This window comes from Pseudomonas sp. NPDC090208 (assembly GCF_044746785.1).
In the GTDB taxonomy this organism is placed as follows: domain Bacteria; phylum Pseudomonadota; class Gammaproteobacteria; order Pseudomonadales; family Pseudomonadaceae; genus Aquipseudomonas.
The window spans coordinates 480,855-501,742 of record NZ_JBIVCU010000003.1 but is presented as its reverse complement, the minus strand read 5'-3'; the positions used below and the strand labels follow the sequence as shown (position 1 = coordinate 501,742).

The 20,888-nt window shown below is 60.4% G+C and carries 21 protein-coding genes; 13 read left to right on the top strand and 8 right to left on the bottom strand.

Annotation, left to right across the window (positions count from 1 at the left end; all coding sequences use genetic code 11):
- Positions 1 to 479 precede the first annotated feature (479 nt).
- The 5 genes from ACIPL0_RS07945 to ACIPL0_RS07925 all read left to right on the top strand — a co-directional run bounded on the left by ACIPL0_RS07945 (position 480) and on the right by ACIPL0_RS07925 (position 4,987).
- On the top strand, positions 480 to 2,348 hold the full coding sequence (locus ACIPL0_RS07945; protein WP_400595336.1) for a phospholipase effector Tle1 domain-containing protein: 1,869 nt from the start codon (positions 480 to 482) through the stop codon (positions 2,346 to 2,348).
- 65 nt (positions 2,349 to 2,413) lie between these two features.
- Positions 2,414 to 2,986 carry a DUF2931 family protein gene (locus ACIPL0_RS07940; RefSeq protein ID WP_400595338.1) on the top strand — a complete coding sequence of 191 codons (573 nt, stop codon included), beginning with the start codon at positions 2,414 to 2,416 and terminating at the stop codon, positions 2,984 to 2,986.
- Between the two features lie 24 nt (positions 2,987 to 3,010).
- On the top strand, positions 3,011 to 3,652 hold the full coding sequence (locus tag ACIPL0_RS07935) for a DUF2931 family protein (protein ID WP_400731508.1): 642 nt from the start codon (positions 3,011 to 3,013) through the stop codon (positions 3,650 to 3,652).
- Positions 3,653 to 3,676: 24 nt separating this feature from the next.
- Positions 3,677 to 4,318 carry a DUF2931 family protein gene (locus ACIPL0_RS07930; protein WP_400595342.1) on the top strand — a complete coding sequence of 214 codons (642 nt, stop codon included), beginning with the start codon at positions 3,677 to 3,679 and terminating at the stop codon, positions 4,316 to 4,318.
- A 327-nt stretch (positions 4,319 to 4,645) separates the two neighbouring features.
- Positions 4,646 to 4,987 carry a DUF2931 family protein gene (locus ACIPL0_RS07925; RefSeq protein WP_400596030.1) on the top strand — a complete coding sequence of 114 codons (342 nt, stop codon included), beginning with the start codon at positions 4,646 to 4,648 and terminating at the stop codon, positions 4,985 to 4,987.
- Between the two features lie 36 nt (positions 4,988 to 5,023).
- Here the strand turns inward: ACIPL0_RS07925 and ACIPL0_RS07920 are convergent, their stop codons facing one another.
- From ACIPL0_RS07920 to ACIPL0_RS07895, 6 genes are all read right to left on the bottom strand, one after another.
- Positions 5,024 to 5,587, bottom strand: coding sequence for an NUDIX hydrolase (locus ACIPL0_RS07920; protein ID WP_400595344.1), 564 nt, complete (start codon positions 5,585 to 5,587; stop codon positions 5,024 to 5,026).
- A 1-nt stretch (position 5,588) separates the two neighbouring features.
- A complete protein-coding gene (locus ACIPL0_RS07915) occupies positions 5,589 to 6,341 on the bottom strand; it encodes a GntR family transcriptional regulator (protein WP_400595346.1) in 753 nt (250 codons plus the stop codon).
- A gap of 158 nt (positions 6,342 to 6,499) precedes the next feature.
- A complete protein-coding gene (locus tag ACIPL0_RS07910) occupies positions 6,500 to 7,000 on the bottom strand; it encodes a flavin reductase family protein (RefSeq protein WP_400595348.1) in 501 nt (166 codons plus the stop codon).
- Between the two features lie 14 nt (positions 7,001 to 7,014).
- A complete protein-coding gene (locus tag ACIPL0_RS07905) occupies positions 7,015 to 8,496 on the bottom strand; it encodes an aldehyde dehydrogenase (RefSeq protein ID WP_400595350.1) in 1,482 nt (493 codons plus the stop codon).
- The gene (locus ACIPL0_RS07900) at positions 8,493 to 9,326 is read right to left on the bottom strand and encodes an alpha/beta fold hydrolase (protein WP_400595352.1); all 834 of its coding nucleotides are present in this window, start codon (positions 9,324 to 9,326) and stop codon (positions 8,493 to 8,495) included. The genes ACIPL0_RS07905 and ACIPL0_RS07900 overlap by 4 nt, the downstream gene beginning before the upstream one ends.
- 43 nt (positions 9,327 to 9,369) lie before the next feature.
- On the bottom strand, positions 9,370 to 9,960 hold the full coding sequence (locus ACIPL0_RS07895) for an amino acid synthesis family protein (RefSeq protein ID WP_400595354.1): 591 nt from the start codon (positions 9,958 to 9,960) through the stop codon (positions 9,370 to 9,372).
- Positions 9,961 to 10,687: 727 nt separating this feature from the next.
- Here ACIPL0_RS07895 and lexA point away from each other — a divergent pair.
- The 6 genes from lexA to ACIPL0_RS07865 all read left to right on the top strand — a co-directional run bounded on the left by lexA (position 10,688) and on the right by ACIPL0_RS07865 (position 18,275).
- The gene (gene lexA / locus ACIPL0_RS07890) at positions 10,688 to 11,305 is read left to right on the top strand and encodes a transcriptional repressor LexA (RefSeq protein WP_400595356.1); all 618 of its coding nucleotides are present in this window, start codon (positions 10,688 to 10,690) and stop codon (positions 11,303 to 11,305) included.
- Complete coding sequence (imuA, locus tag ACIPL0_RS07885; protein ID WP_400595358.1) at positions 11,305 to 11,922, top strand: translesion DNA synthesis-associated protein ImuA; 618 nt, start codon at positions 11,305 to 11,307, stop codon at positions 11,920 to 11,922. Before lexA ends, imuA begins: the two co-directional genes overlap by 1 nt.
- Before the next feature lie 9 nt (positions 11,923 to 11,931).
- Positions 11,932 to 13,362, top strand: coding sequence for a Y-family DNA polymerase (locus ACIPL0_RS07880; protein ID WP_400595360.1), 1,431 nt, complete (start codon positions 11,932 to 11,934; stop codon positions 13,360 to 13,362).
- The gene (locus tag ACIPL0_RS07875; protein ID WP_400595362.1) at positions 13,359 to 16,466 is read left to right on the top strand and encodes an error-prone DNA polymerase; all 3,108 of its coding nucleotides are present in this window, start codon (positions 13,359 to 13,361) and stop codon (positions 16,464 to 16,466) included. Before ACIPL0_RS07880 ends, ACIPL0_RS07875 begins: the two co-directional genes overlap by 4 nt.
- A gap of 366 nt (positions 16,467 to 16,832) precedes the next feature.
- A complete protein-coding gene (locus ACIPL0_RS07870) occupies positions 16,833 to 17,378 on the top strand; it encodes a carbonic anhydrase (RefSeq protein ID WP_400595364.1) in 546 nt (181 codons plus the stop codon).
- A gap of 54 nt (positions 17,379 to 17,432) precedes the next feature.
- Positions 17,433 to 18,275 carry a class I SAM-dependent methyltransferase gene (locus ACIPL0_RS07865; RefSeq protein WP_400595366.1) on the top strand — a complete coding sequence of 281 codons (843 nt, stop codon included), beginning with the start codon at positions 17,433 to 17,435 and terminating at the stop codon, positions 18,273 to 18,275.
- A gap of 16 nt (positions 18,276 to 18,291) precedes the next feature.
- On the opposite strand, the gene ACIPL0_RS07860 is transcribed toward ACIPL0_RS07865, so the two are convergent.
- A complete protein-coding gene (locus ACIPL0_RS07860; protein WP_400595368.1) occupies positions 18,292 to 19,257 on the bottom strand; it encodes a GlxA family transcriptional regulator in 966 nt (321 codons plus the stop codon).
- A 257-nt stretch (positions 19,258 to 19,514) separates the two neighbouring features.
- On the opposite strand from ACIPL0_RS07860, the gene ACIPL0_RS07855 reads away from it, so the two are divergent.
- Both ACIPL0_RS07855 and ACIPL0_RS07850 read left to right on the top strand, forming a co-directional pair.
- Positions 19,515 to 19,871 (top strand): hypothetical protein, encoded by a 357-nt coding sequence (locus ACIPL0_RS07855; protein WP_400595370.1) that lies wholly within the window; start codon positions 19,515 to 19,517, stop codon positions 19,869 to 19,871.
- A 14-nt stretch (positions 19,872 to 19,885) separates the two neighbouring features.
- Complete coding sequence (locus tag ACIPL0_RS07850) at positions 19,886 to 20,185, top strand: LysR family transcriptional regulator (protein WP_400731507.1); 300 nt, start codon at positions 19,886 to 19,888, stop codon at positions 20,183 to 20,185.
- A gap of 66 nt (positions 20,186 to 20,251) precedes the next feature.
- On the opposite strand, the gene ACIPL0_RS07845 is transcribed toward ACIPL0_RS07850, so the two are convergent.
- Positions 20,252 to 20,884: a glutathione S-transferase family protein gene (locus ACIPL0_RS07845; RefSeq protein WP_400595374.1), complete on the bottom strand. Its 633-nt coding sequence runs from the start codon at positions 20,882 to 20,884 to the stop codon at positions 20,252 to 20,254.
- Between the last annotated feature and the right edge of the window lie 4 nt (positions 20,885 to 20,888).

The following is a 20,888-nucleotide window of genomic DNA, read 5'->3' as shown; positions in this document are numbered from 1 at the left end:
GGGAAAGCTCCTAGGGGTTAGGGCCGTCACCCGACGTCGCTAAACGGATAAGGGTGGCGGCTGTGCGAAGGTTAGCGAACCGGCCCCAAGGATACCGGCAGACCCGAAGGTCTCCGACGCACAGCCGCCATAACGCGCGCACTTGAAGCAATAAGCTTAATGCACGGTACAAACGCTGATGCGCCTCGGGTGTGTCGGATCGCTAAATCCGGTCGCTGAGATCAGCGACGGCAGGGAGACTAGCGTCGAGGTTTTGGCCAAACAAGACTGTTGGAGAAATTCAGAAACGTCCTACAGTCAGCCCTTTTCTCCGTTAATGAGAGGACGCTGCTCGACTCGATTGACAGGAATATCAGCGCAAATCCCGAAAATTCAGACGCGTCCTACAGCGGTGGCACTGACGCTGCGGATAACCTCGCATCCCCCGATTTTTCAATCAGGGACGACTGATTCAATTCGTCAATGCAGAGGGATTTCAATTGCGCGCACTCGTCCGCCTCGGCGACCAAACCACCTTCGGCTTCGTCATTACCGCCACCACCACCTGGTCTGAAGACCGAAGAGCGATTGCCCGAACGGGTGACCTTGCGACGTGCAGCAAGTGCAAAGGCGCATTCCCCCTTATTGGCACCGCGTCCGACTGGACTGAAGAACACCGGGCTTTCGTCGCCACGGGCGACCGGGTCAACTGCGGATGCCCAAACCATGTGGCGTATGGCTCGACGACCCAGTACTCACGCACTGCTGCTGTTTCTGCCCCTGTTCGCGCCGCGCCCCAGGCTCCGGCAACGGCTCTGGCTTCGACGTCTGTTAAAGCTACGGCACCCTCCGTTAAACCTTCACTGAAAAGTGCTCAACAGCCCGTTGCCGAGAGCCTGCTGGAAGAGGAGGAAGAAGAGGAAGAACTGGAAGAGACCGGTATCACCTTGCGTCTGGGGCTGTTCTTCGATGGCACGGGGGACAATGTGCAGAACTCACAGCTTGGGGCTCAGTGTCGTCCAGAAGAACTGGGCTACAAAGCGGAAGACCAGGACGCGATGCTCAAACGCTGCCGTGACTTTCAGCGTGATCCGAGGAGTAGTTATCAGCGGCAGCCGACGAATATTGCGCGGTTGTATGAGCTTTATAATGACGATACCTACGGTGCTGCCCATTCGGCGCAGAGTCAGATTTGTATTCGGACGTATGCCCCAGGAGTAGGTACTCAGACTAGTAGCCCGGATGTCACCTTTCCCGATATGGCTCTGGGCAGAGGAGAGCGTGGCATAGAGGAACAAGTGAAGTTTGCTGTTAAGAGAGCTGTGCAATCTATCCGTCAGCTTGTCGGTAACAATCCTGCAGTTCAGATAGCTTGTATAAAAGTAGATCTGTTTGGTTTCAGTCGTGGCGCTGCTGCTGCAAGGCATTGCCTCAATGATCTGGTACGTGGTCGCACATCAATGCTTGCTAGTGCGCTGTCCGTTGCAAAAACACCGCTGACACCGAACTTTCACTGGCAGGTTGGCGATTCTCTCCAAATCGGCGTGCTCGGCCTGTTTGATACTGTCGCTGCTATTGGATCTGCAACCGATGGTTGGGACGTGAACGATGCGGATAACGGCAACATCAACCTGTATCTCGCCCCCGGTTGTGCCGAAAAGGTGATTCATCTGGTGGCTGTCGATGAGCGTCGCCATAACTTTTCTCTCAACAGCGTCCAGCCCGAATTTCACGATATCGTCCTGCCGGGGGCTCACGGCGACTTGGGTGGCAATTATCCGCCGACCGTGACAGAGCAACTATTGCTGACACGGTCTTTCTACAGCCAAGTCGACAAACAGTTACCTGACGAAGAGTCTGATGCCTATCGTCAGGCCGCCGCCGCGCTGGAACACTGGAAGCAGTACGGTCTGATCGACCCTAACCAACCCAACGGGCGGCTCTACATCGACATTCATTCGATTCGCTCCACTGAAAGTCCGTTGCGGCGCAAGAACGTCTATGCCCAAGTGCGTTTGGAGCGTCAGGTGCGTGGCGAGTATGGGCGCATTCCCTTGCAGATCATGCATGCGTTGTCGGTCAAGGCGGGGGCTGCGTTCAGGGCCATAACCCATGCTGACACCGAGCTAACCATCCCGGGACCATTGCAGTCGATTGCCCAGAAAATGATGGGAGGCGCTGAACTGGGCCGCGCAATCGTTTTGAGCGCCACCGAGCACGCGATGCTTCGGGCCCACTACTTACATCAGTCGGACAACTGGAATGTCTACCACGGCATGAGCGGCGCTCTGGAAGTACACCGTGTTGATCGCCCCACCTCATCCGGGAAACGGGCGCGCCATCCTAATCTCAAGCGGGGTGCACAATGAAGGGAGGCTTGTGGCTGCTCGTAGCTCTATTTTACCTATGCGAGGCAGGAGCGGCGGAACCGGTAATGCCGTACCCATCCTGGCACCTTGGGTTTGTCGCACCAGATTACATGGATGTGTGGTTAGAAACGGCAGACTTCACTGATATACATGGAGAGCTTTATACAAGCGCAGTGCGAGGGCTGGTTTCCATCTGGCAACCTGACGACGGATCAGGAAACCCCAAGCGGACGTTGGGCCCCTATATTTTGGGCAGCGGAATCGACCAATTTGCCGAATTGCCGCAAAAAATATTCGTAAGATGGCAATCCCTAGCCGAACCGCAGACTTACCGTGCGACGGTGGACATTCCGGCTTCAGTTCGTGAACTAATGCGCAAGCGCGAACGTGTTGATTGTCCTATCTCCGGCTGGCTTGACGAGTACCGCGACTCTTTGGCGGTAATGTTGGCTCCTGGCGGTATCGTCAAGGTATGGGTGAGTGGTAGCTGTTTCCCAGCGATACCGATTGCCCGTGTCCAGGGTGAAGTTGAGCCTCTTGGCCCCTATGAAGGAAGATCAGGCGGTGTATACCGGCCTTTAGAGCCCTCCGCGAAAGCCTATGTCGAGAAGCATGGGATTCCCTATGGTTCCTGGTGAGTTGCATTGCGGGTGGAGCGCTTGATGAAAGCAAGGCTGTGGCTGTTCATATCCTTGCTCTACTTGTGCAATGCAGGAGCGGCTGAACCATCGATGCCATATCCATCGTGGCACCTTGGATTTCTGGCACCCGATTATATGGATGTTTGGCTAGAAACCGCAGACTTCACAGATATAAATGGAGACTCCTACACGGGCGCCATGAGAGGGCTTGTCGCTATCTGGCAACCTGAAGACGGCACAGGTGATCCAACGCGTACATTGGGAAAATATTTGCTAGGGAAAGGCATCCAGCAGTTCACAGAATTACCTAAACAATTATTCGTGCGATGGCAGTCATTAGCGGAGCCGCAGACTTATCGCGCCACAATTGATATTCCCGCGTCTGTCCGTGAGTTGATGCGTAAAAGTGAACGCGTGAATTGTGCTATCACGGGCTGGGCTGATGAGTACAGAGACTCCCTCGCCGTAATGCTGGCACCAGGAGGTATCGTCAAGGTTTGGGTTGGTAGCAGTTGCTTTCCAGCAATACCAATTGCTCGCATTCAGGGTGAAGTGGAACCTCTGGGCCCCTATCAAGGAAGATCGGGCGGTGTATACCGGCCATTAGAGCCCGCCGCGAGAGCTTATGTCGAGAAGCATGGGATTCCCTATGGTTCCTGGTGAGTTGCATTGCGGATGGGGCGCTTGATGAAAGCAATATGGGTGCTGCTGATAACACTGTTCTGCTTATGTAAGGCAGGAGCGGCGGAACCGCCAACACCTTATTCGTCTTGGTATCTAGGTTTCGTAGCGCCAGACTATATGGATGTTTGGTTGGAAACTGCAGACTTTATTGATATGCGGGGAGACGTATACATGGAAGCAATGAGTGGGCTTGTATCAATTTGGCAACCCGATGATGGCTCGGGTGATCCAACGCGGCCACCGCAGCAGTATATTCTTGGAAAAGGAATGGATCAGTTTGCCGAACTACCGCAACAGCTATTTGTACGCTGGCAGTCTCTAGCGGAACCCCAGACTTATCGAGCGACTGTAGACATTCCAGCGTCAGCGCGTGAGCTGATGCGCAAACGCGAACGGGTCAACTGCGCTATCACTGGCTGGGCTGACGAGTATCGCGACTCTCTGGCAGTGATGCTGGCTCCGGGAGGTATTGTTAAGGTCTGGGTGAGTGGTAGCTGCTTCCCAGCGATACCTATTGCTCGTGTTCAGGGCGAGGTGGAACCTCTGGGCCCCTATCAAGGAAGGTCGGGTGGTGTATACCGGCCATTAGAGCCCGCCGCGAAAGCCTATGTCGAGAAGCATGGAATTCCCTATGGTTCTTGGTGATTTACATTGCAGGTGGGGCGCTTGATGAAAAAAGCCAGACTGTGGCTGCTCATATCATTATTCTATTTGTGCAATGCAGGAGCGGCGGAACCATCGATCCCCTATTCTGGGTGGCACCTTGGATTTTTGGCACCCGATTATATGGACGTTTGGCTAGAGACCGCAGACTTCACAGATATAAATGGAGACTCCTACACGGGCGCAATGCGGGGGCTCGTTGCGATTTGGCAACCTATCGACGGCACAGGAAATCCTAAGCGAGCGTTAGGGCCATACATTCTCGGAAAAAGTAAAGTTCAATATGCCGAGCTGCCGCAAAGATAATTTATTCGTTGGCAGTCGTTATCCGAACCACAAACTTATCGTGCAACGGTAGATATACCGGCTTCAACACGTGACCTGATGCGCAAGCGCGAACGTGTTGATTGTCCTATCTCCGGCTGGCTTGACGAGTACCGCGACTCTTTGGCAGTGATGCTGGCTCCGGGAGGTATTGTTAAGGTCTGGGTGAGTGGTAGCTGTTTCCCAGCGATACCTATTGCTCGTGTTCAGGGCGAGGTGGAACCTCTGGGCCCCTATCAAGGAAGGTCGGGTGGTGTATACCGGCCATTAGAGCCCGCCGCAAAAGCCTATGTAGAGAAGCACGGAATTCCCTACGGTGCCTGGTGAGTTGTATTGCAGATGGGGGCTGAGAAAGTCCGGCCATCACCGAATAAAATGCACCTTACCCGTATCATCATTCCCCACATAAATCCCGTACACCCCCGCCTGACGCTCGGCGATGTAGCGCTCAAGGATCTGTCGGATGGCCGGATAGTAGATGCTGTCCCACGGAATGTCTTCCGGGGCGAAGAAGCGGCAGGCGAGGGTTTCCGGGCCGAACTGGTCGGTGACTTCCACGGCGATGGCGCGGAAGACGATGTACACCTCGCTGATCTGCGGCACGCTGAAGATAGAGTAGGGCGAGACGATCTCGGCGCGTACGCCGCTTTCTTCCCAGACTTCACGCAGCGCCGCCTGTTCGGTGGTTTCTCCGGCTTCCATGAAGCCTGCGGGCAGGGTCCAGGTGCCGGGGCGTGGTGGGATGGCGCGCTGGCAGAGCAGGTAGTTGCCTTCGCGCTCGATGATGCAGCCGGCGATGATTTTCGGATTGATGTAATGGACGTACTGGCAGCTCCCGCACATCAGCCGCTCGTGGGTGTCTCCATCAGGAACGCGCCGGACCAGGTCGGCGCTGCCACATTGCGGACAAAAGCGCGGGGCGGGCATGTCAGTGTCCTATGCGCGGTTCCCTGAGAACCACGGGTTCGACGATGTCACGCACGGTGCTGCCATCGTCCTGTTTGGATTTGAGGTAGTCCAGCGCCACTTTGGCCGCGCTGCGCACGTGGTCTACCGAGGCCTGGTGGGCGGCCAGCGGGTCGCCGCTCTTGATCGCCTCGACCATTTTCTCCATTTCCCGGTTGCTCGCGCCGCGGCGGTTTTCCTGGGACACCGAGGTCGCCCGCAGGTAGCTGATGCGCGCCTGCAACTGGCGCAACTGGGTGGCGGCAACATGGTTGCCGGAGCCTTCCAGCAGCACGTCATAGAAGCCTTGAACCGAATCGAGCACCTGCTGCAGGTCGCCTTCTTTCAGCGCTTCGCTGTTTTCGTTGAGTGCTTTTTCCAGGGCGCGGATGTCCTTGGCCTTGGCGCGCAGGGTGAACAGCTGAACGATCAGCCCTTCGAGCACGCAACGCAGCTCATAGATGTCGCAGGCGTCTTCCAGGGTGATGATCGCCACGCGCGGCCCTTTGGCGTCGGCGAATTCCACCAGACCTTCGGATTCCAGGTGACGCAGGGCTTCGCGTACGGACGTGCGGCTGACGCCGAGACGGTCGCACAGGTCGCGTTCGACCAGACGATCACCGGGCAGCAGCTGGAAATTCATGATCGCGCTGCGCAGTTTGTCCAGCACGATTTCCCGCAGGGTAACGGGGTTGCGATTGACCTTGAAGCTGTCGTCGAGTGGCAGGCGTTTCATGGAGTCCGCTCTTGAAAGGCTGTCTGCGCAATCGTCGCGACAGTCCTGGGTGATTAGGGGCCTTGAGGCCAAAACGTCGCGAGTTTATCACGCTACGTCACGCCAACCAGCAAGCCCGACGTTGCCGACGGGCCTGATTCACCTCTTTTTTGCCGATTTCAGCCCAGCGCCGGCAACGGTCCCAGCTTGCCCTTGTGATAGACCATCGGCGTGACCGGCTCGTCGGGCAGGATCAGGTTCTTCACCGCGCCGACGATGATCGCGTGGTCGCCGCCGTCGTACTCGCGCCACAGCTCGCACTCGATGATCGCCGTGGCCTTGATCCGTGACGACGAACTGAGCAGCGGGTTGCCCAGCTCACTCAGGTGCCAGTCGATACCTTTGGCCTTGTCCTTGCCCTTGCCGGCAAAGGCGTAGGCTTCGGCTTTCTGGTCCGCCGATAGCAGATGAATCGCGAACTGCTTGCTGTCGCGCAGCACCGGGTAGGTGTCCGACGCATAGTTGGGGCAGAACAGCACCAGTGCCGGGTCGATCGACAGCGCGCTGAACGCGCTGGCGGTGATGCCGACGATGCCGCCGTCCGGGTCCAGGGTGGTGACCACCGTGACGCCGGAGGGGAAGGAGCCCATCACGTCTTTGTAAATGCCGGGTTCGATCATGTGGGGTGCCTCACTCAACGCATCACGAAAGGATCGGGCATCGGTTCTTGCGAGAGGTTGATCCACACCGTTTTCAGCTCGGTGTAGGCCAGTACCGAATCGATACCGCTCTCGCGACCGTAGCCGCTGTTCTTGAAGCCGCCGATCGGCGCCATGGCCGAAACCGCGCGGTAGGTGTTGACCCAGATGATGCCGGAGCGCACGTCACGGGCAAGGCGGTGGGCGCGGCCCAGATCACGGGTCCAGATGCCGGCGGCCAGGCCGAATTGCGAGTCGTTGGCGATGGCCAGCGCTTCGGCTTCGTCCTTGAAACGGATCACCGAGGCGACCGGACCAAAGACTTCTTCCTGCATGATCTTCATCGAATTGCGGTCGCACTCGAACAGCGTCGGCTCGTAGAACCAGCCGTCGTTGTCCAGTTGCGGACGCTTGCCGCCGGTGCGCAGGCGCGCGCCTTCGGCCAGGGCATCGGCCACTAGACCTTCGACCACGGCCAGTTGCTGGGCGGTGGCCATCGGGCCCATTTCGCTGCTGTCGTCCTGCGGGTTGCCGATGCGGATGCGCTGGGCGCGGGCGACCAGACGGTCGACGAATTCGTCGTAGATTTCGTCCTGCACCAGCAAGCGCGAGCCAGACACGCAGCTCTGGCCGGAAGCCGCGTAAATCCCGGCGACGGCGCCGTTGATGGCGCTGTCCAGATCGGCGTCGGCAAAAATGATGTTCGGCGATTTGCCGCCCAGTTCCAGCGACAGCTTGGCGAAGTTTTCTGCGCTGCTGCGCACCACATGCCGCGCCGTGGCCGCACCGCCGGTGAAGGCGATCTTGCGCACCAGCGGATGGCGGGTGAGGGCGGCGCCGGTGCTCGGGCCGTAACCGGTGACGACGTTGACCACGCCCGGCGGAATGCCGGCTTCCAGGGCCAGACGGGCCAGCTCCAGAATGGTCGCCGAAGCGTGTTCCGACGGCTTGAGCACGATGGTGTTGCCGGCGGCCAGCGCTGGCGCCAGTTTGATCGCGGTCAGGTACAGCGGGCTGTTCCACGGAATGATCCCGGCCACCACGCCGATCGGTTCGTGCACGGTGTAGGCAAACAGGTCCGGCTTGTCCAGCGGCAGGGTGCCGCCTTCGAGCTTGTCGGCAAGGCCTGCGGTGTAATGGAAAAATTCCGGCAGATAACCGACCTGACCACGGGTTTCACGGATCAGTTTGCCGTTGTCGCGGCTCTCCAGCTGGGCCAGATGCTCCTTGTTCTCGGCGATCAGATCGCCCAGGCGGCGCAGCAGCTTGCCGCGCGCGGTGGCGCTGAGCTTGCGCCAGGCCGGGTTTTCGAAGGCAGCCTGCGCCGACTGCACGGCGCGCTCGACATCGGCCTCGGCGGCGTCGGGCAGTTCGGCCCAGGGTTGCGCCAGTGCCGGGTTGAGGCTCTCGAAGGTCTTGCCGGACAGCGCATCGACCCATTCACCGCCGATGCACATCTGAAAACGGGTGAGACTCATGCCACGATCCCCTTTGCCGATTGGTTTTGCGCGTCTGCCTGCTTGAGAAAATCCAGCAGCATCTGGTTGACCAGACGCGGCGACTCTACCGGCATCATATGCCGCTGTTCGGCAAGTATCTGCACCTGCGCGCCATGAATGCGCAGCGCCAGTTGCCGGGCCATGTCCGGGGTCGAACCGGGGTCCAGTTCGCCGGTGGCGACCAGGGTCGGGGCGTGGATGCTGCCCAGGTCCTCGGCGCGGTACATGTCCTGCGTGGCAAACAGTTTGTAGGTGGTCAGGTAGCCCTGCGGATCGTTGCTCGCCAGTACCTGGCGGATCGCCGCGATCTGCGCCGGATTGGCCGCCTGATATTCGCTGCTGAACCAGCGCGACAGCGCTTCGGCGGCGTTGGCGTCCGGGCCGTGTTCGGCAGCCTGACTGGTGCGGGCGATAACCCCGGCACGCTGCTCGGTGCTGCGGTTGAACACGCTGTTGAGAATGACCAGCCCTGCCAGATGTTGCGGAAAATGCAGGGCGAAGGCACGGGCGACCAGGCCGCCCATGGAAAAACCGATCACTGTGGCGCTGGGCAGGCCCAGATGCTCCAGCAGTTCACGCAATTGCTCGGCATAGCCGGGCAGGCCGGTGTCCGGGTCAGGGCGCGGGCTGGCGCCGTGGCCGAGCATGTCGTAGGCGATGACGCGATAGTGCGGGGCTAGACCGACGATCTGGCCGCCCCACATTTCCTTGTTCAGACCGACCCCGTGAATCAACACCACAGGGTGGCCTTGGCCGGTCGCCAGATAACTGGTGCCGGCCGGGGTGCGTTCAGCGGTGAGCCGAATCATGGATTGCTCCCAGGCCTTGCTTATTAGTATTGGAGGAGGCTGCTTACTGGGCTTTTTCGGCCGCCAGCTCTTCCAGATCGATGTAACGGTTGCCGATGCGCGGATGCAGACGGCCGCCGTTGGCCGCGCCCAGTACCACGACGATTTCGTCGGCACGCGGCGAGTCTTCGATCTGCATTTCCAGGGTGATGTAGTGCGAGCGCAGGCCTTCGTCGTCCTTGTGCATCATCGGGATCTGGATCGACGTGCCCGGACCGCCGCGCTTGTTGGTGAAGCTCAGGTAGCTCTTGGCTTTCACGGCTTCGCGGTAGTGGTTGCCGAAGCGCAGGGTGTGGATGACGGCCGAGGCGTGTTCGATTTCACCGTCGGCACCGACCACGGCGGCCTTGCCGTAGGCCTGGATCTTGTCGGCGCCGCCGATCAGGCCGGTCAGGCGTTCGACCATCATCGCGCCCAGATCGGAGCAGTTGGCGCGGATTTCCGGTTTCAGGTCTTCGACGAAACCGCGACCCAGCCATGGGTTTTTCATCACTACGGCCAAGCCGACCATGGTCACCGGGGTGTCGGTGGCCTTGCCGCCTTCGATCAGGGTTTCTTCGAGGTAGCTGACGATTTTGCGAATTTCGAAACTCATGAATGGCTCCCGGGTTCTTGATCAGATTGTTGGTGGGGTTGTATTTGGTCTGATGGTATACCATAAGATTGATCGTGCAAGTGGTTTGTGTGAAGTTGTGTCGAAAAGGGGATGAATCGCCGTTTTATTTCGCCGCCTGCGAGCGGCGGTGGAATCGTCGTAAAACCTGCGCACTTGGTATGTCTGTCCTGACGCTGTAGCTGCTAACGCAGCTTGGTTTCGCCTGGCGGCGAGTTACTTGGAAAAGCCCCAAGTAACCAAGGGCTCCACACCCCGCCATACGGCACCTCGCTAATGCTCGGTGTACCCTCACTCCGGCAATGCTCCGTGGGCCCGCCGCGAATGGGCCATCCATGGCCCACGCGGCTCTCGCGACATCCTGTCGCTCGGCCCACTGCGCATCACCTGCGTTCGGCCTTCTGGAACGGGGCCCCAAGATCAAAATCAAAAGCCAGATCAAAAGCTGGCGCTCCCCCCGTAGCAGTCCGGCTTGCCGGCGGCAGCGATCTTGAGGAAGCCACCTCCGCCTCACCCGGATGTGACTGCAATCCCCCTGTAGGAGCTGGCTTGCCCTGCGACCGGCGAGGTACTCGTCGTAAACCCTGTGCACGCGGTATGTCTGATCCACCGCATTTACCGAATTCACAACGGCTGCGCTGGCACTCTTTTCTTCCTACAAAACGAATCGACAAGCAGCTGTAGCCATAAATCTCCGAAAAGAGTACAAATGTGCTCCATGACGACTTTATCTCCCAAACGCGCTGCCATTCTCACGTTTATCCGGGATCGCATCGCACAAAACGGCCAGCCACCCAGTCTGGCGGAAATTTCTGAAGCCTTTGGATTCGCTTCGCGCAGTGTGGCGCGCAAGCACATCGTGGCGCTCACCGAAGCCGGCTATATCGAGGTCACGGCCAATCAGGCCCGGGGCATTCGTCTGGTCCGGCAACGACCTTTGCCCGAAATGCTGGAGGTGCCGGTGCTCGGACGGGTGGCCGCCGGTGCGCCGATAGGTCCGGACATTGCCCTGCACGACAGCTTCACCCTCGACAGCCGGACCTTCCTGCGCATCCCCGACTATCTGTTGCGGGTCAAGGGCGACTCGATGATCGAGGACGGCATCTTCGACGGCGATCTGGTGGGCATTCAGCAAAGCCCCGATGCCCGTAACGGCCAGATCGTGGTTGCCCGGCTGGACGGTGAAGTGACCATCAAGCGGCTGGAGCGTGGCCGCGATGAGTTGCGCCTGCTGCCGCGTAACCCGGCCTATGCACCAATCGTGGTGCGTCCTGATCAGGACTTCGCCATCGAAGGCGTGTTCTGCGGTCTGGTAAGGCGCGAATGATGGGCGCAGTGGTCAGCCTCGATGCGCTGCTGGACGAGCGTCGGGTCTGGAAGGGGCGTTCTGAGGTCCAGTCGGTTGCCGCACAACCCACCGGCCATGCCTTGCTGGATAGGGCGTTGCCCTTGGGTGGCTGGCCGCCGGCGGCGCTGACGGAGATCCTTATTCCCGCCCACGGCAGCGGTGAGCTGCGTCTGTTGTGGCCGACGCTGGCGCGGCTGGCGGCCAGTGGCGAGCGTATCGTGCTGGTGGCGCCGCCGTTCGTGCCTTATCCGCAAGCCTGGCAGGCGGCGGGGGTCGACTTGCGGCAATTGGCGGTGATCGACGCCAACGAGCGTGATGCGTTATGGGCCGTCGAACAATGCCTGCGTTCAGGCAGTTGCGGCACCGTGCTGTGCTGGCCGGACAAAATCGATGACCGCGCCTTGCGACGTTTGCAGGTGGCGGCTGAAACCGGGGAAACCCTGGCCTTTGCCTGTCGCGGGCAACAGGCAGCGCTTAATCCGTCGCCAGCGGCACTGCGCATTGCCATCGATGTACGGCCGCGCCAGTTGCGCGTGCTCAAATGTCGGGGTGGGTTGGCGCCGACTGCACCCATCCCGTTCAGCGGCAACGCCTGAGAGGTTGCCATGCTCTGGGCCTGTATTGTGTTGCCGCAACTGGCACTGGACGCTGTCATGCGCCGTCGCGCCGACCCTGAACAGCCGTTGGCGCTGATCAGTGGCAGCGCCCAGCGTCGGGTGTTGCAGACCGTCAATGCCGCTGCCCGCGAATTGGGCCTGCGTCCCGGTCAGTCGCTGACCGCCGCACGGGCCCTGAGTCGCGATTTTGCCACCGTCGAATACGACCCTGCCGACACCGAACGCTGTCACCGACTGCTCGCGGCCTGGGCCTATCGCTTCAGTTCCCAGGTCAGCCTGAAATACCCCCGCGTGCTGCTTATGGAGGTTGAATCCAGCCTGAGTCTGTTCGGGCCCTGGCCCCAACTGGAGACGCGACTGCGTGAGGAACTGACGGCAATGGGGTTCAGCCATCGAATCGTGGCGGCACCCAACCCTGTGGCGGCGCGGATGCTGGCCAACGCCCATGACGGGCTGCTGGTGACGTGCAACGACAGCCTGCAACAGACGCTGGAACAGATGCCGGCCAATCGCATCGGCTTGCCGGTCGAGGTGTCGACTGCGCTGGCACGCATGGGTCTGCACCAGTTGCATCAAGTGCTGGCCTTGCCCCGCGACACCCTGGCCCGGCGTTTTCCGGCGCAGGTACTGCAACACCTGGACACCTTGCTCGGGCGCCGTCCGTTCGCGCTGGACTGTTATGTGCCACCGGATCATTTCGACACCCGCATCGAGCTCAATTTCGATGTCGAGTCTCATCAGGCTCTGCTGTTTCCGCTCAAGCGCATGATTGCGGACCTCGCAGTGTTTCTTGGCGGGCGCGACAGCGGCGTACAGCGTTTCGTCATTCATCTGGAGCATGTGCCCAGCGTCGGCAGCGTGGCGCCGGACACACTGATCCCGGTCGGCCTGCTCAGCGCCGAGCGCGAGGCGAACATGCTGTTCGAATTGGCCCGTGGCCGTCTGGAGCAGGTGCAGGTGCCTTCGCCGGTACGCGCTCTACGCCTGCAAGCCAGGGATCTGCCGGCGTTCGTGCCATCCCACCGCGAGCTGTTTGACGACCGACCGCAGCAGAACATGCCTTGGGAGCAATTGCGCGAGCGCCTGCGTGCCCGTCTGGGTGATGAGGCCGTCAGTGGCCTGGAATTTCGCGCTGATCATCGTCCCGAACACGCCTGGCTGCCGACCTGCGCAGCAAAGCCGATCATCGCCCCAGCCACGGTGCCGCGCCCCGGCTGGTTGTTGCGCGAGCCTGAACCGCTGAGCGCGGCGAGCGTGCGTGTGCTGGCTGGGCCGGAACGCATCGAGTCGGGCTGGTGGGACGGTGGCGACGTGCGCCGCGATTATTTTCTGGTGGAAACCCGCAACGGCCAGCGCGGCTGGGCCTACCGCAATGTCGGCGATGACAGCGGCCTGTTGCTGCAAGGCTGGTTCGCATGAGCGGCGAATACGTCGAGCTGCACTGCCTGTCCAATTTCAGCTTTCAGCGTGGAGCTTCCAGCGCCGACGAACTGTTCGAGCGCGCGAAACTGCACGGTTATCAGGCGCTGGCGATCACCGATGAGTGCACCCTGGCCGGCATCGTCCGTGCCTGGCAGGCGTCGATCAAACATGAGGTGCCGCTGATTGTCGGCAGCGAGATCTCCATCGAAGACGGGCCGAAAGTGGTGCTGCTGGTGGAGAACCTCAGTGGCTACCAGGCCCTGTGCAAGTTGATCACCGACGGGCGGCGACGCAGCAAGAAAGGTGAATACCGGTTACTGCGCGAGGATTTCAATACGCCGCTTGAGGGCCTGCTGGCGCTGTGGCTGGTGGGTCTGGACCAGTCGGTCGATATTCGCCGTGGCCAAGGTGACTGGCTGTGCGGGATCTTTACGAAAAACCTGTGGCTGGGCGTCGAACTGCATTGCGGGCCAGATGACCGCCAGCGACTCGGCACGCTGCTGGCGCTGGCCGATGAATTCGCCATCCCGGCGGTGGCCTGTGGCGATGTACATATGCACGCCCGCGGCCGTCGCGCCCTGCAGGACACCATGACTGCGATTCGCCATCACACCACCGTGGCCGAAGCCGGGCACCGGCTGTTTGCCAATGGCGAGCGGCATCTTAGACCACGGACCACGCTGGCTGAGCTGTATCCCGAGTCATTGTTGGCGCAGACCCTGGAAATCGCCCGGCGCTGTACGTTCGACTTCAAGCAATTGAAGTACGAATACCCGCAGGAACTGGTGCCAAAGGGGCATACTCCGACCAGTTGGTTGCGCGAGTTGACCGAGCGGGGCGCGCGTAAGCGCTGGCCGGATGGCGTGCCTACCGTCGCATGGGAGCATATCGAAAAAGAGCTGCGGATCATCGCGGTGAAAGAGTACGAAAGTTACTTCCTGACAGTGCACGACATCGTCCGTTTTGCTCGCGAGCAAGGCATCCTCTGCCAAGGTAGTGGTTCTGCCGCCAATTCGTCGGTGTGTTTTGCACTGGGTATCACTGAATTAAGTCCAACGGCGTCCAAGACGCAAATGCTCTTCGAACGCTTCATTTCCGAAGAGCGCAACGAGCCCCCTGATATCGACGTCGACTTCGAGCACGAACGCCGTGAGGAAGTCCTGCAATACGTCTTCCGCCGTTATGGTCGGCACAGGGCGGCGCTGACAGCAGTGGCCAGCACCTACCACGGCGCCGGGGCGATTCGCGATGTCGCGCGTGTGCTCGGTCTGCCGCCGGATCAGATCAACGCCCTGGCTGACTGCTGCGGGCGTTGGAGCGACAACCTGCCATCTGCCGACCGCCTGCGCGAATGCGGCTTCGAGCCGGACAGTCCGGTACTGCGCCGGGTGTTGACGCTGGCCGGCGAACTGATCGGGTTTCCTCGGCACCTGTCGCAGCATCCCGGCGGCTTCGTCATTTCCCAGCAGCCGCTGGAAACCCTGGTGCCAGTGGAAAACGCGGCCATGGCCGAGCGCACCATCATCCAGTGGGACAAGGACGATCTTGATCTGGTCGGGCTGCTCAAGGTCGACATTCTGGCTTTGGGCATGCTCAGTGCCTTGCGCCGCACGTTCGATCTGGTCAGACGCTATCGTGGCTATGACTTGACCATCGCCAGCATTCCGGCAGAGGACAAGCCGACCTACGACATGATCAGCCGCGCCGACACCATTGGTGTGTTCCAGATCGAGTCGCGGGCACAGATGTCGATGCTGCCACGGCTCAGACCGCAGACGTTTTACGATCTGGTTATCGAAGTTGCCATCGTCAGGCCGGGGCCGATTCAGGGCGATATGGTGCATCCGTATCTGCGGCGGCGGAACAAAGAGGAGCCGGTTATTTATCCGTCTGAGGAGTTGATACCGGTTTTTGAGCGCACCCTTGGCGTACCGTTGTTTCAGGAGCAAGTCATGCAACTGGCGATTGTCGCTGCCCGGTACACGCCGGGTGAGGCCGATGAACTGCGTCGCTCCATGGCAGCGTGGAAGCGCCATGGTGGATTGGAACACCATTACAAACGCCTCAGCGAGCGCATGAGGGAAAAGGGCTACAAGCAAGATTTCATCGACCGCATCTTCGAACAGATCAAAGGCTTCGGCAGCTACGGCTTCCCAGAATCCCACGCCGCCAGCTTCGCCTTGCTGACCTACGCCAGTTGCTGGCTCAAATGCCACGAACCGGCCGCCTTCACCTGCGCGCTGATCAACAGTTGGCCGATGGGGTTCTACAGCCCGGATCAACTGTTGCAGGATGCCCGTCGTCACCATATCGAAGTCCGCCCGGTGGACGTGCGCTACAGCGACTGGGACTGCTCGCTGGAACCGGTAGAAAGCCGCGAATACACGCAAAATCTGGCGATCCGCATGGGCCTGCGGATGATTCGTGGCTTTCGCGAAGAGGACGCCCGGCGGATCGAGCAGGCTCGCGGCCAGCGTGAGTTTCGCGATGTGAGCGATCTTTGCATACGCGCCGATCTGGATAATCGCGCCCGCGCTGCACTGGCCGATTCCGGTGCGTTGCGTGGATTGGCCGGACATCGGCATCGGGCGCGCTGGGAGATCGCCGGGGTCGAGGTGCAGCGGCCGCTGTTTGGCGACGACTGTTTTGCCGCCGAGTCGCAAGTGGCCTTGCCGCTGCCCAGTGTGGCTCAGGACCTGATGGTCGATTACGACACTGTCGGGACCACGTTGGGCCCACATCCGCTGGCGTTGTTGCGCAAAAAACTGGCGGCAAAGCGCTTTCGCAGTTCAAAGGATCTGCTCGATGAAGAACACGGGCGTTATTTCAGCGTCGCCGGGCTGGTGGTGGGTCGCCAGCGTCCCGGTACGGCCAGCGGCGTGACCTTCGTCACCCTGGAAGATGAGCACGGCATGATCAACGTGGTGGTCTGGCGCGATCTCGCCGAGCGGCAGCGCAAGACCCTGGTCGGTTCGCAACTGATGCAGGTGTTCGGCAAGTTCGAATACCAGAAGGGCGTGCGTCATGTCATCGCGCAACGTCTGTTCGACCTCACGCCCTTGCTCACCGGGCTGGATGTGCGCAGTCGGGATTTCAAATAATGAACCACCTGGCACGGATCGGCTGACACACCGCATTCGCCAGCAAGCCGGCTCCTACAAGGGCAGGGCGGCTAGCCGGGATCTGCCGGACCCCGCAAGTCCTGTGGGAGGGAGCTCTGCTCGCGAAAGCGCCAGACCCGTCACTGAAGAGGTATCTGACCTGCCGCATTCGCCAGCAAGCTGGACTGCTACGAAGGGCTTTCACGACATCACGACACGCAGAATGACGTAAATGATCCGAAACTTGTCATTTTCGGAAATACCGCTTCGTCCAGCCCGGTCCGATAATTCTCCTCAACAACACAGCAGTCATCCCGGCGATGGCGGCTTTCCTGAAGACTTGCTCAATAGTATGACGAGGATCTTATGAACAACGTGATCAATGACCTGCTGCAACGCAACGAAGCCTTCGCCAACGACGGTTTCAATGCCGACCTGAAAATCATGCCTTCGATGAAAACCGTGGTGATCGGCTGTGTCGACCCACGTGTCGATCCGGCCGATGTGTTGGGCCTCAAGCACGGTGAGGCTGCGGTGATCCGCAACGTCGGCGGGCGGATCAACCCGGCGACCCTGCAGAACATGGCCATCGTCCGCTCCGTGGCTGTCGCCCAAGGCAAGGAAATGGGGCCGGGCTGGAACCTGATCGTGCTGCACCACACCGACTGCGGCATCACCCCATGCCGTCACCATGTGCCGGAACTGCTGGCAAAAAACCTGGGCGTGGCCCCTGAAGACCTCGACAGCCTGGAAATCGCCGACCCGTACAAGGCCGTGGCCATTGATGTCGCGGCGCTGAAAGCCAACCCGAATCTGCCCGGCAGCTTCACCGTGACCGGTCTGGTGTACGACGTACACACCGGGCGTGTGGAAACCGTGGTACCGCCAGCGCTGCTGCGTCCGGAAGCCTGATCGCCGTTGCCACCCACCTATCCACCTACCCACGCACGCAGCGAGAGGTGTGACATGACCGATGTACGCAAACACTACCAGGGCAACACCAGCGAGCTGGACCTGCTCACCCGGGTCGAGCAACTGCTGGCGCAATACGGCAGCGGGCCGATCGGCCACGATCAGCTTGCCGGCTTCGACCAGTTCCACAGCGGCGGGCTGAAAACCACTGCCGAGTTCATCGGCATGCTGGATATCCGCTCGGGCATGCAGGTGCTTGACGCCGGTTCGGGTCTGGGCGGCCCCTCGCGCTATGTCGCCGAGCAGCACGACTGCCATGTCACCGGCGTGGATCTGACCGAGTCGTTCGTCGCGGTAGCGCGACTGCTGGCCCAACGTACCGGGCTGGATCAGCGGGTCGACTATCAGGTCGGCAACCTGTGTGCGCTGTCGTTGGGCGCCGGCCAGTTCGACGTGGCTTACACCCAGCACGTGGTGATGAACATTGCCGACCGCGAGACGCTGTACCGGCAGCTCCACCGCGTACTGAAACCGGGCGGGCAATTCGGTTTCTTCGATGTGCTGGCGGCCGACGGCAAACCGGCAGCGCTATACCCGACGCCGTGGGCGCAGCGTGCAGAAGACAGCTTCTTGCTGGACGAATCCGAAACCCGTGCCGTGCTGCAGCAGTCGGGTTTCAGCATCCAGCGCTGGGTGGATGTGACGGAACCGGTGATTCAGTGGTTTCTGAGCGTGCGTTTGCCGTCGATGCAGGACGGCACCGCTGCACAGACGCCGGAGCCGACCCTGAAACTGGTAATGGGCAACCGTTTCGCCGAAATGGCGGAAAACTTCGCCCGCAATCTGCGGGAAGGCAAGTTGCGGCTGGTCATGGCGGTGTGCGGCCGTCAGGCATAAGGCTCAAGAAGCACGGCTAGCGAAGGTCGGCGCGCAGCTCCCGAACCCCGCGCCCCAGACGGCGGCGCAACAGGGTGCGCAGCGTGGCGCCGTCGACGTAGCCGACTTCGGCGGCGATGGCTTCGATGTCCATCGTGGTGGTGCGCACCAGATGTTGGGCGCGCTCCACGCGCATGTCCTGAAAGAACGCCAGCGGCGATTTGCCCAGCACCGCTTCGGTACGCCGTTGCAGGGTTCGCGGTGTGGTGGCCAGCGCCTCGGCGGCTCTTTGCAGGGAAAACCCGACGTTGAGCTGACTGCGTGCCCAGCGCTCGAAGTTCTCGATCAAGGGATCTGCGTGGGCCATGTGCTCGGGAATGATGTACGGCGCTTGCAGCGAGCGGTAGTCGGCGAGCATGTAACGCGCCACCAGACCGGCCAGTTCAGGGCTGAACTTGCGGATGATCCACAGCGCCAGGTCCAGGTGGCCCATGGCGGCACCCGCTGTGACCAGACGGCTGGCCGGCACCAGCATGCGCGACTCGTCGAGCAGGATGTCCGGGTAACGCTGGCGGAAAAACGGCCCCAGCCACCAACTGGTGGTGGCCTCGCAGCCGGCCAGCAGTCCGGTTTCAGCCAGCAGGAACGTGCCGATGCAGGAGGCGGCGATACCCGCGCCTTCGGCGTGCCAGGCGCACAGCTGCTGACGGGCATCGAGCATGTCTGGACGGCTCAGGGACGCGACCAGCTCTTCGGGCATCCGCGTGTTCAGCGCTGGGATGATCACCCAGTCCGGGCGGTTGCTGCCCGACGCGGGTTCGATAGGCACTTCCAGGCCGCGAGCGGTGTGAACGTTGTTGCGCACGCCGACGGTACTCACCTCGAAGTGCGGTGAAGTGGCCAGTAACAACACGCCCAGATCGTTGGCGGTGGCAAAGGCATCGAGCAGAACAGTAAGACCGGTATCGAAGACACCTTCGATGGCGAGAATCGTGATCTTCATGGCTCAAATGACCCTGAACAGTTCAGTTGCGGAAGTAGTACACAGTTCAATCGGTGCTTCAAGCGACAACGGTGCCCGCGGGCGGGGATGACATAAAAGGAGGGAACTACGTCATTGTTGGCGAACGACCCTCTATTCAAAATAGCGCCAGGCGCTTGTTTCGTAATCAGCACACTTTTTGAGGTATCGGAATGAAACGTTTATTCAATCTGTCGACTTTAAAACATCAGGCGGTTGCACTCGTATCCGCAACGTTGATGGCAATCACTTTCTCTGCCGGCGCAAGCGCCGAGCCATTGCCGAAAGTCCCGACCACCAAAATCATTGCGGTGGGCACCATCACTCCCGGCTCGACCCAAGAGGCCATCAGCAAGGTACTGCCCCAGGAAGTGCGTGAAACCGTGCAGTTGCATCTGGACGGCAAGATCGAACAGTGGAACGTACGTAACGACAAGCTGGGCGTGGTCTTCGTATTGAACATGACTGATGTCGAAGAAGCCAAGGCGATCTTTGCGAAGATGCCGCTGGACTGCGCAGGGCTTATTTCCTTCGAGTTCATCCCGGTAGGGCCGTTGTCGCCATTGTCACTGCTGTTGAAATCGCCTGCGCAATGACACGGCATTGATGAGTGACGTTTGCAATGACAATTGATGAACGCACGTTCTCCGGTATCGATCTGAACTTGCTGTTGGTCTTCATGGTGCTGTTTCGCGAACAGAATGTTTCAAGGGCCGCCGAATGTTTGCATGTCAAACAGCCGGCGGTCAGTGGTTCATTGTCCCGGCTGCGCCTGCAGTTCAATGACCCGCTGTTTATAAGAGTGGGGCCACGGGGTGTCAGGCCTACCGAAAAAGCCAGCCAGATGGCGCAAGCCCTGATGCCGGCCATGAGTGCAATACAAGCCATCGTCAATCGACCTGCGGATTGAACACCGCCACTCGGTTGGCGCCTGAGCGATGTGCCGGCGCCAGTGTTCGCCAATGATGAACAGGCTTCAGGCCTGCTCGTCCTCCTGTGAAAACGCCAGCATCCCGGCCTGTACCGCAGGCCGTTCGGCAATGCGCTCGAACCACTGCGCCAGGCGTGGCAGCGTGTCCCAGGGCAAACGCTCGTGTACCGACGCGGCATAGGTGAAGGCGGAGATATCGGCCATGGAAAACTGCGAGCCGGCCATGTAGTCGTCCTCAAGAAAGCGCTCGGCGGCGATCAGCAGTTCGACGGCACGCTGGTCGAGAGGCCGCGCCATGTCGCGCAAACCCTGTTGGCGCAGAAAGAATCCGGCATGGCTGACCGCGATGACATCGGTGACGAAATGGAAATAGCGGTCGAACACCCGAAAACGCTCCGGCCCCGATGCCTGAGGGGCAAGCCGTCCCGGCGCTTTCGCGTCGGCATACTGCATGATCGCGTTGGACTGGTTGATGATCAGCGTCGGCGAAACGCTGCGATCCACCAGCGTCGGCACTTTGCCGGCTGGGTTGAGGTCGAGGAAAGGCGGCTGACGATGGGCGCCGGCGCGCAGGTCGATGCACACGGCGCGGTAGGGAATTCCCGCTTCGCTCAGGGCCACGGCGGCGCGCAGGCTATTGCCGGTTTGGGCGCCGTACAGTTCGATGGGGTCGGACATGCAA

Coding starts and splice junctions, on each gene's coding strand:
- ACIPL0_RS07940 (WP_400595338.1), top strand. CDS start 2,414: ATGCCGTACCCATCCTGGCACCTTGGGTTTGTCGCACCAGATTACATG.
- ACIPL0_RS07935 (WP_400731508.1), top strand. CDS start 3,011: ATGAAAGCAAGGCTGTGGCTGTTCATATCCTTGCTCTACTTGTGCAAT.
- ACIPL0_RS07930 (WP_400595342.1), top strand. CDS start 3,677: ATGAAAGCAATATGGGTGCTGCTGATAACACTGTTCTGCTTATGTAAG.
- ACIPL0_RS07920 (WP_400595344.1), bottom strand. CDS start 5,587: ATGCCCGCCCCGCGCTTTTGTCCGCAATGTGGCAGCGCCGACCTGGTC.
- ACIPL0_RS07915 (WP_400595346.1), bottom strand. CDS start 6,341: ATGAAACGCCTGCCACTCGACGACAGCTTCAAGGTCAATCGCAACCCC.
- ACIPL0_RS07910 (WP_400595348.1), bottom strand. CDS start 7,000: ATGATCGAACCCGGCATTTACAAAGACGTGATGGGCTCCTTCCCCTCC.
- ACIPL0_RS07905 (WP_400595350.1), bottom strand. CDS start 8,496: ATGAGTCTCACCCGTTTTCAGATGTGCATCGGCGGTGAATGGGTCGAT.
- ACIPL0_RS07900 (WP_400595352.1), bottom strand. CDS start 9,326: ATGATTCGGCTCACCGCTGAACGCACCCCGGCCGGCACCAGTTATCTG.
- ACIPL0_RS07895 (WP_400595354.1), bottom strand. CDS start 9,960: ATGAGTTTCGAAATTCGCAAAATCGTCAGCTACCTCGAAGAAACCCTG.
- lexA (WP_400595356.1), top strand. CDS start 10,688: ATGTGCTCCATGACGACTTTATCTCCCAAACGCGCTGCCATTCTCACG.
- imuA (WP_400595358.1), top strand. CDS start 11,305: ATGGGCGCAGTGGTCAGCCTCGATGCGCTGCTGGACGAGCGTCGGGTC.
- ACIPL0_RS07880 (WP_400595360.1), top strand. CDS start 11,932: ATGCTCTGGGCCTGTATTGTGTTGCCGCAACTGGCACTGGACGCTGTC.
- ACIPL0_RS07875 (WP_400595362.1), top strand. CDS start 13,359: ATGAGCGGCGAATACGTCGAGCTGCACTGCCTGTCCAATTTCAGCTTT.
- ACIPL0_RS07870 (WP_400595364.1), top strand. CDS start 16,833: ATGAACAACGTGATCAATGACCTGCTGCAACGCAACGAAGCCTTCGCC.
- ACIPL0_RS07865 (WP_400595366.1), top strand. CDS start 17,433: ATGACCGATGTACGCAAACACTACCAGGGCAACACCAGCGAGCTGGAC.
- ACIPL0_RS07860 (WP_400595368.1), bottom strand. CDS start 19,257: ATGAAGATCACGATTCTCGCCATCGAAGGTGTCTTCGATACCGGTCTT.
- ACIPL0_RS07855 (WP_400595370.1), top strand. CDS start 19,515: ATGGCAATCACTTTCTCTGCCGGCGCAAGCGCCGAGCCATTGCCGAAA.
- ACIPL0_RS07845 (WP_400595374.1), bottom strand. CDS start 20,884: ATGTCCGACCCCATCGAACTGTACGGCGCCCAAACCGGCAATAGCCTG.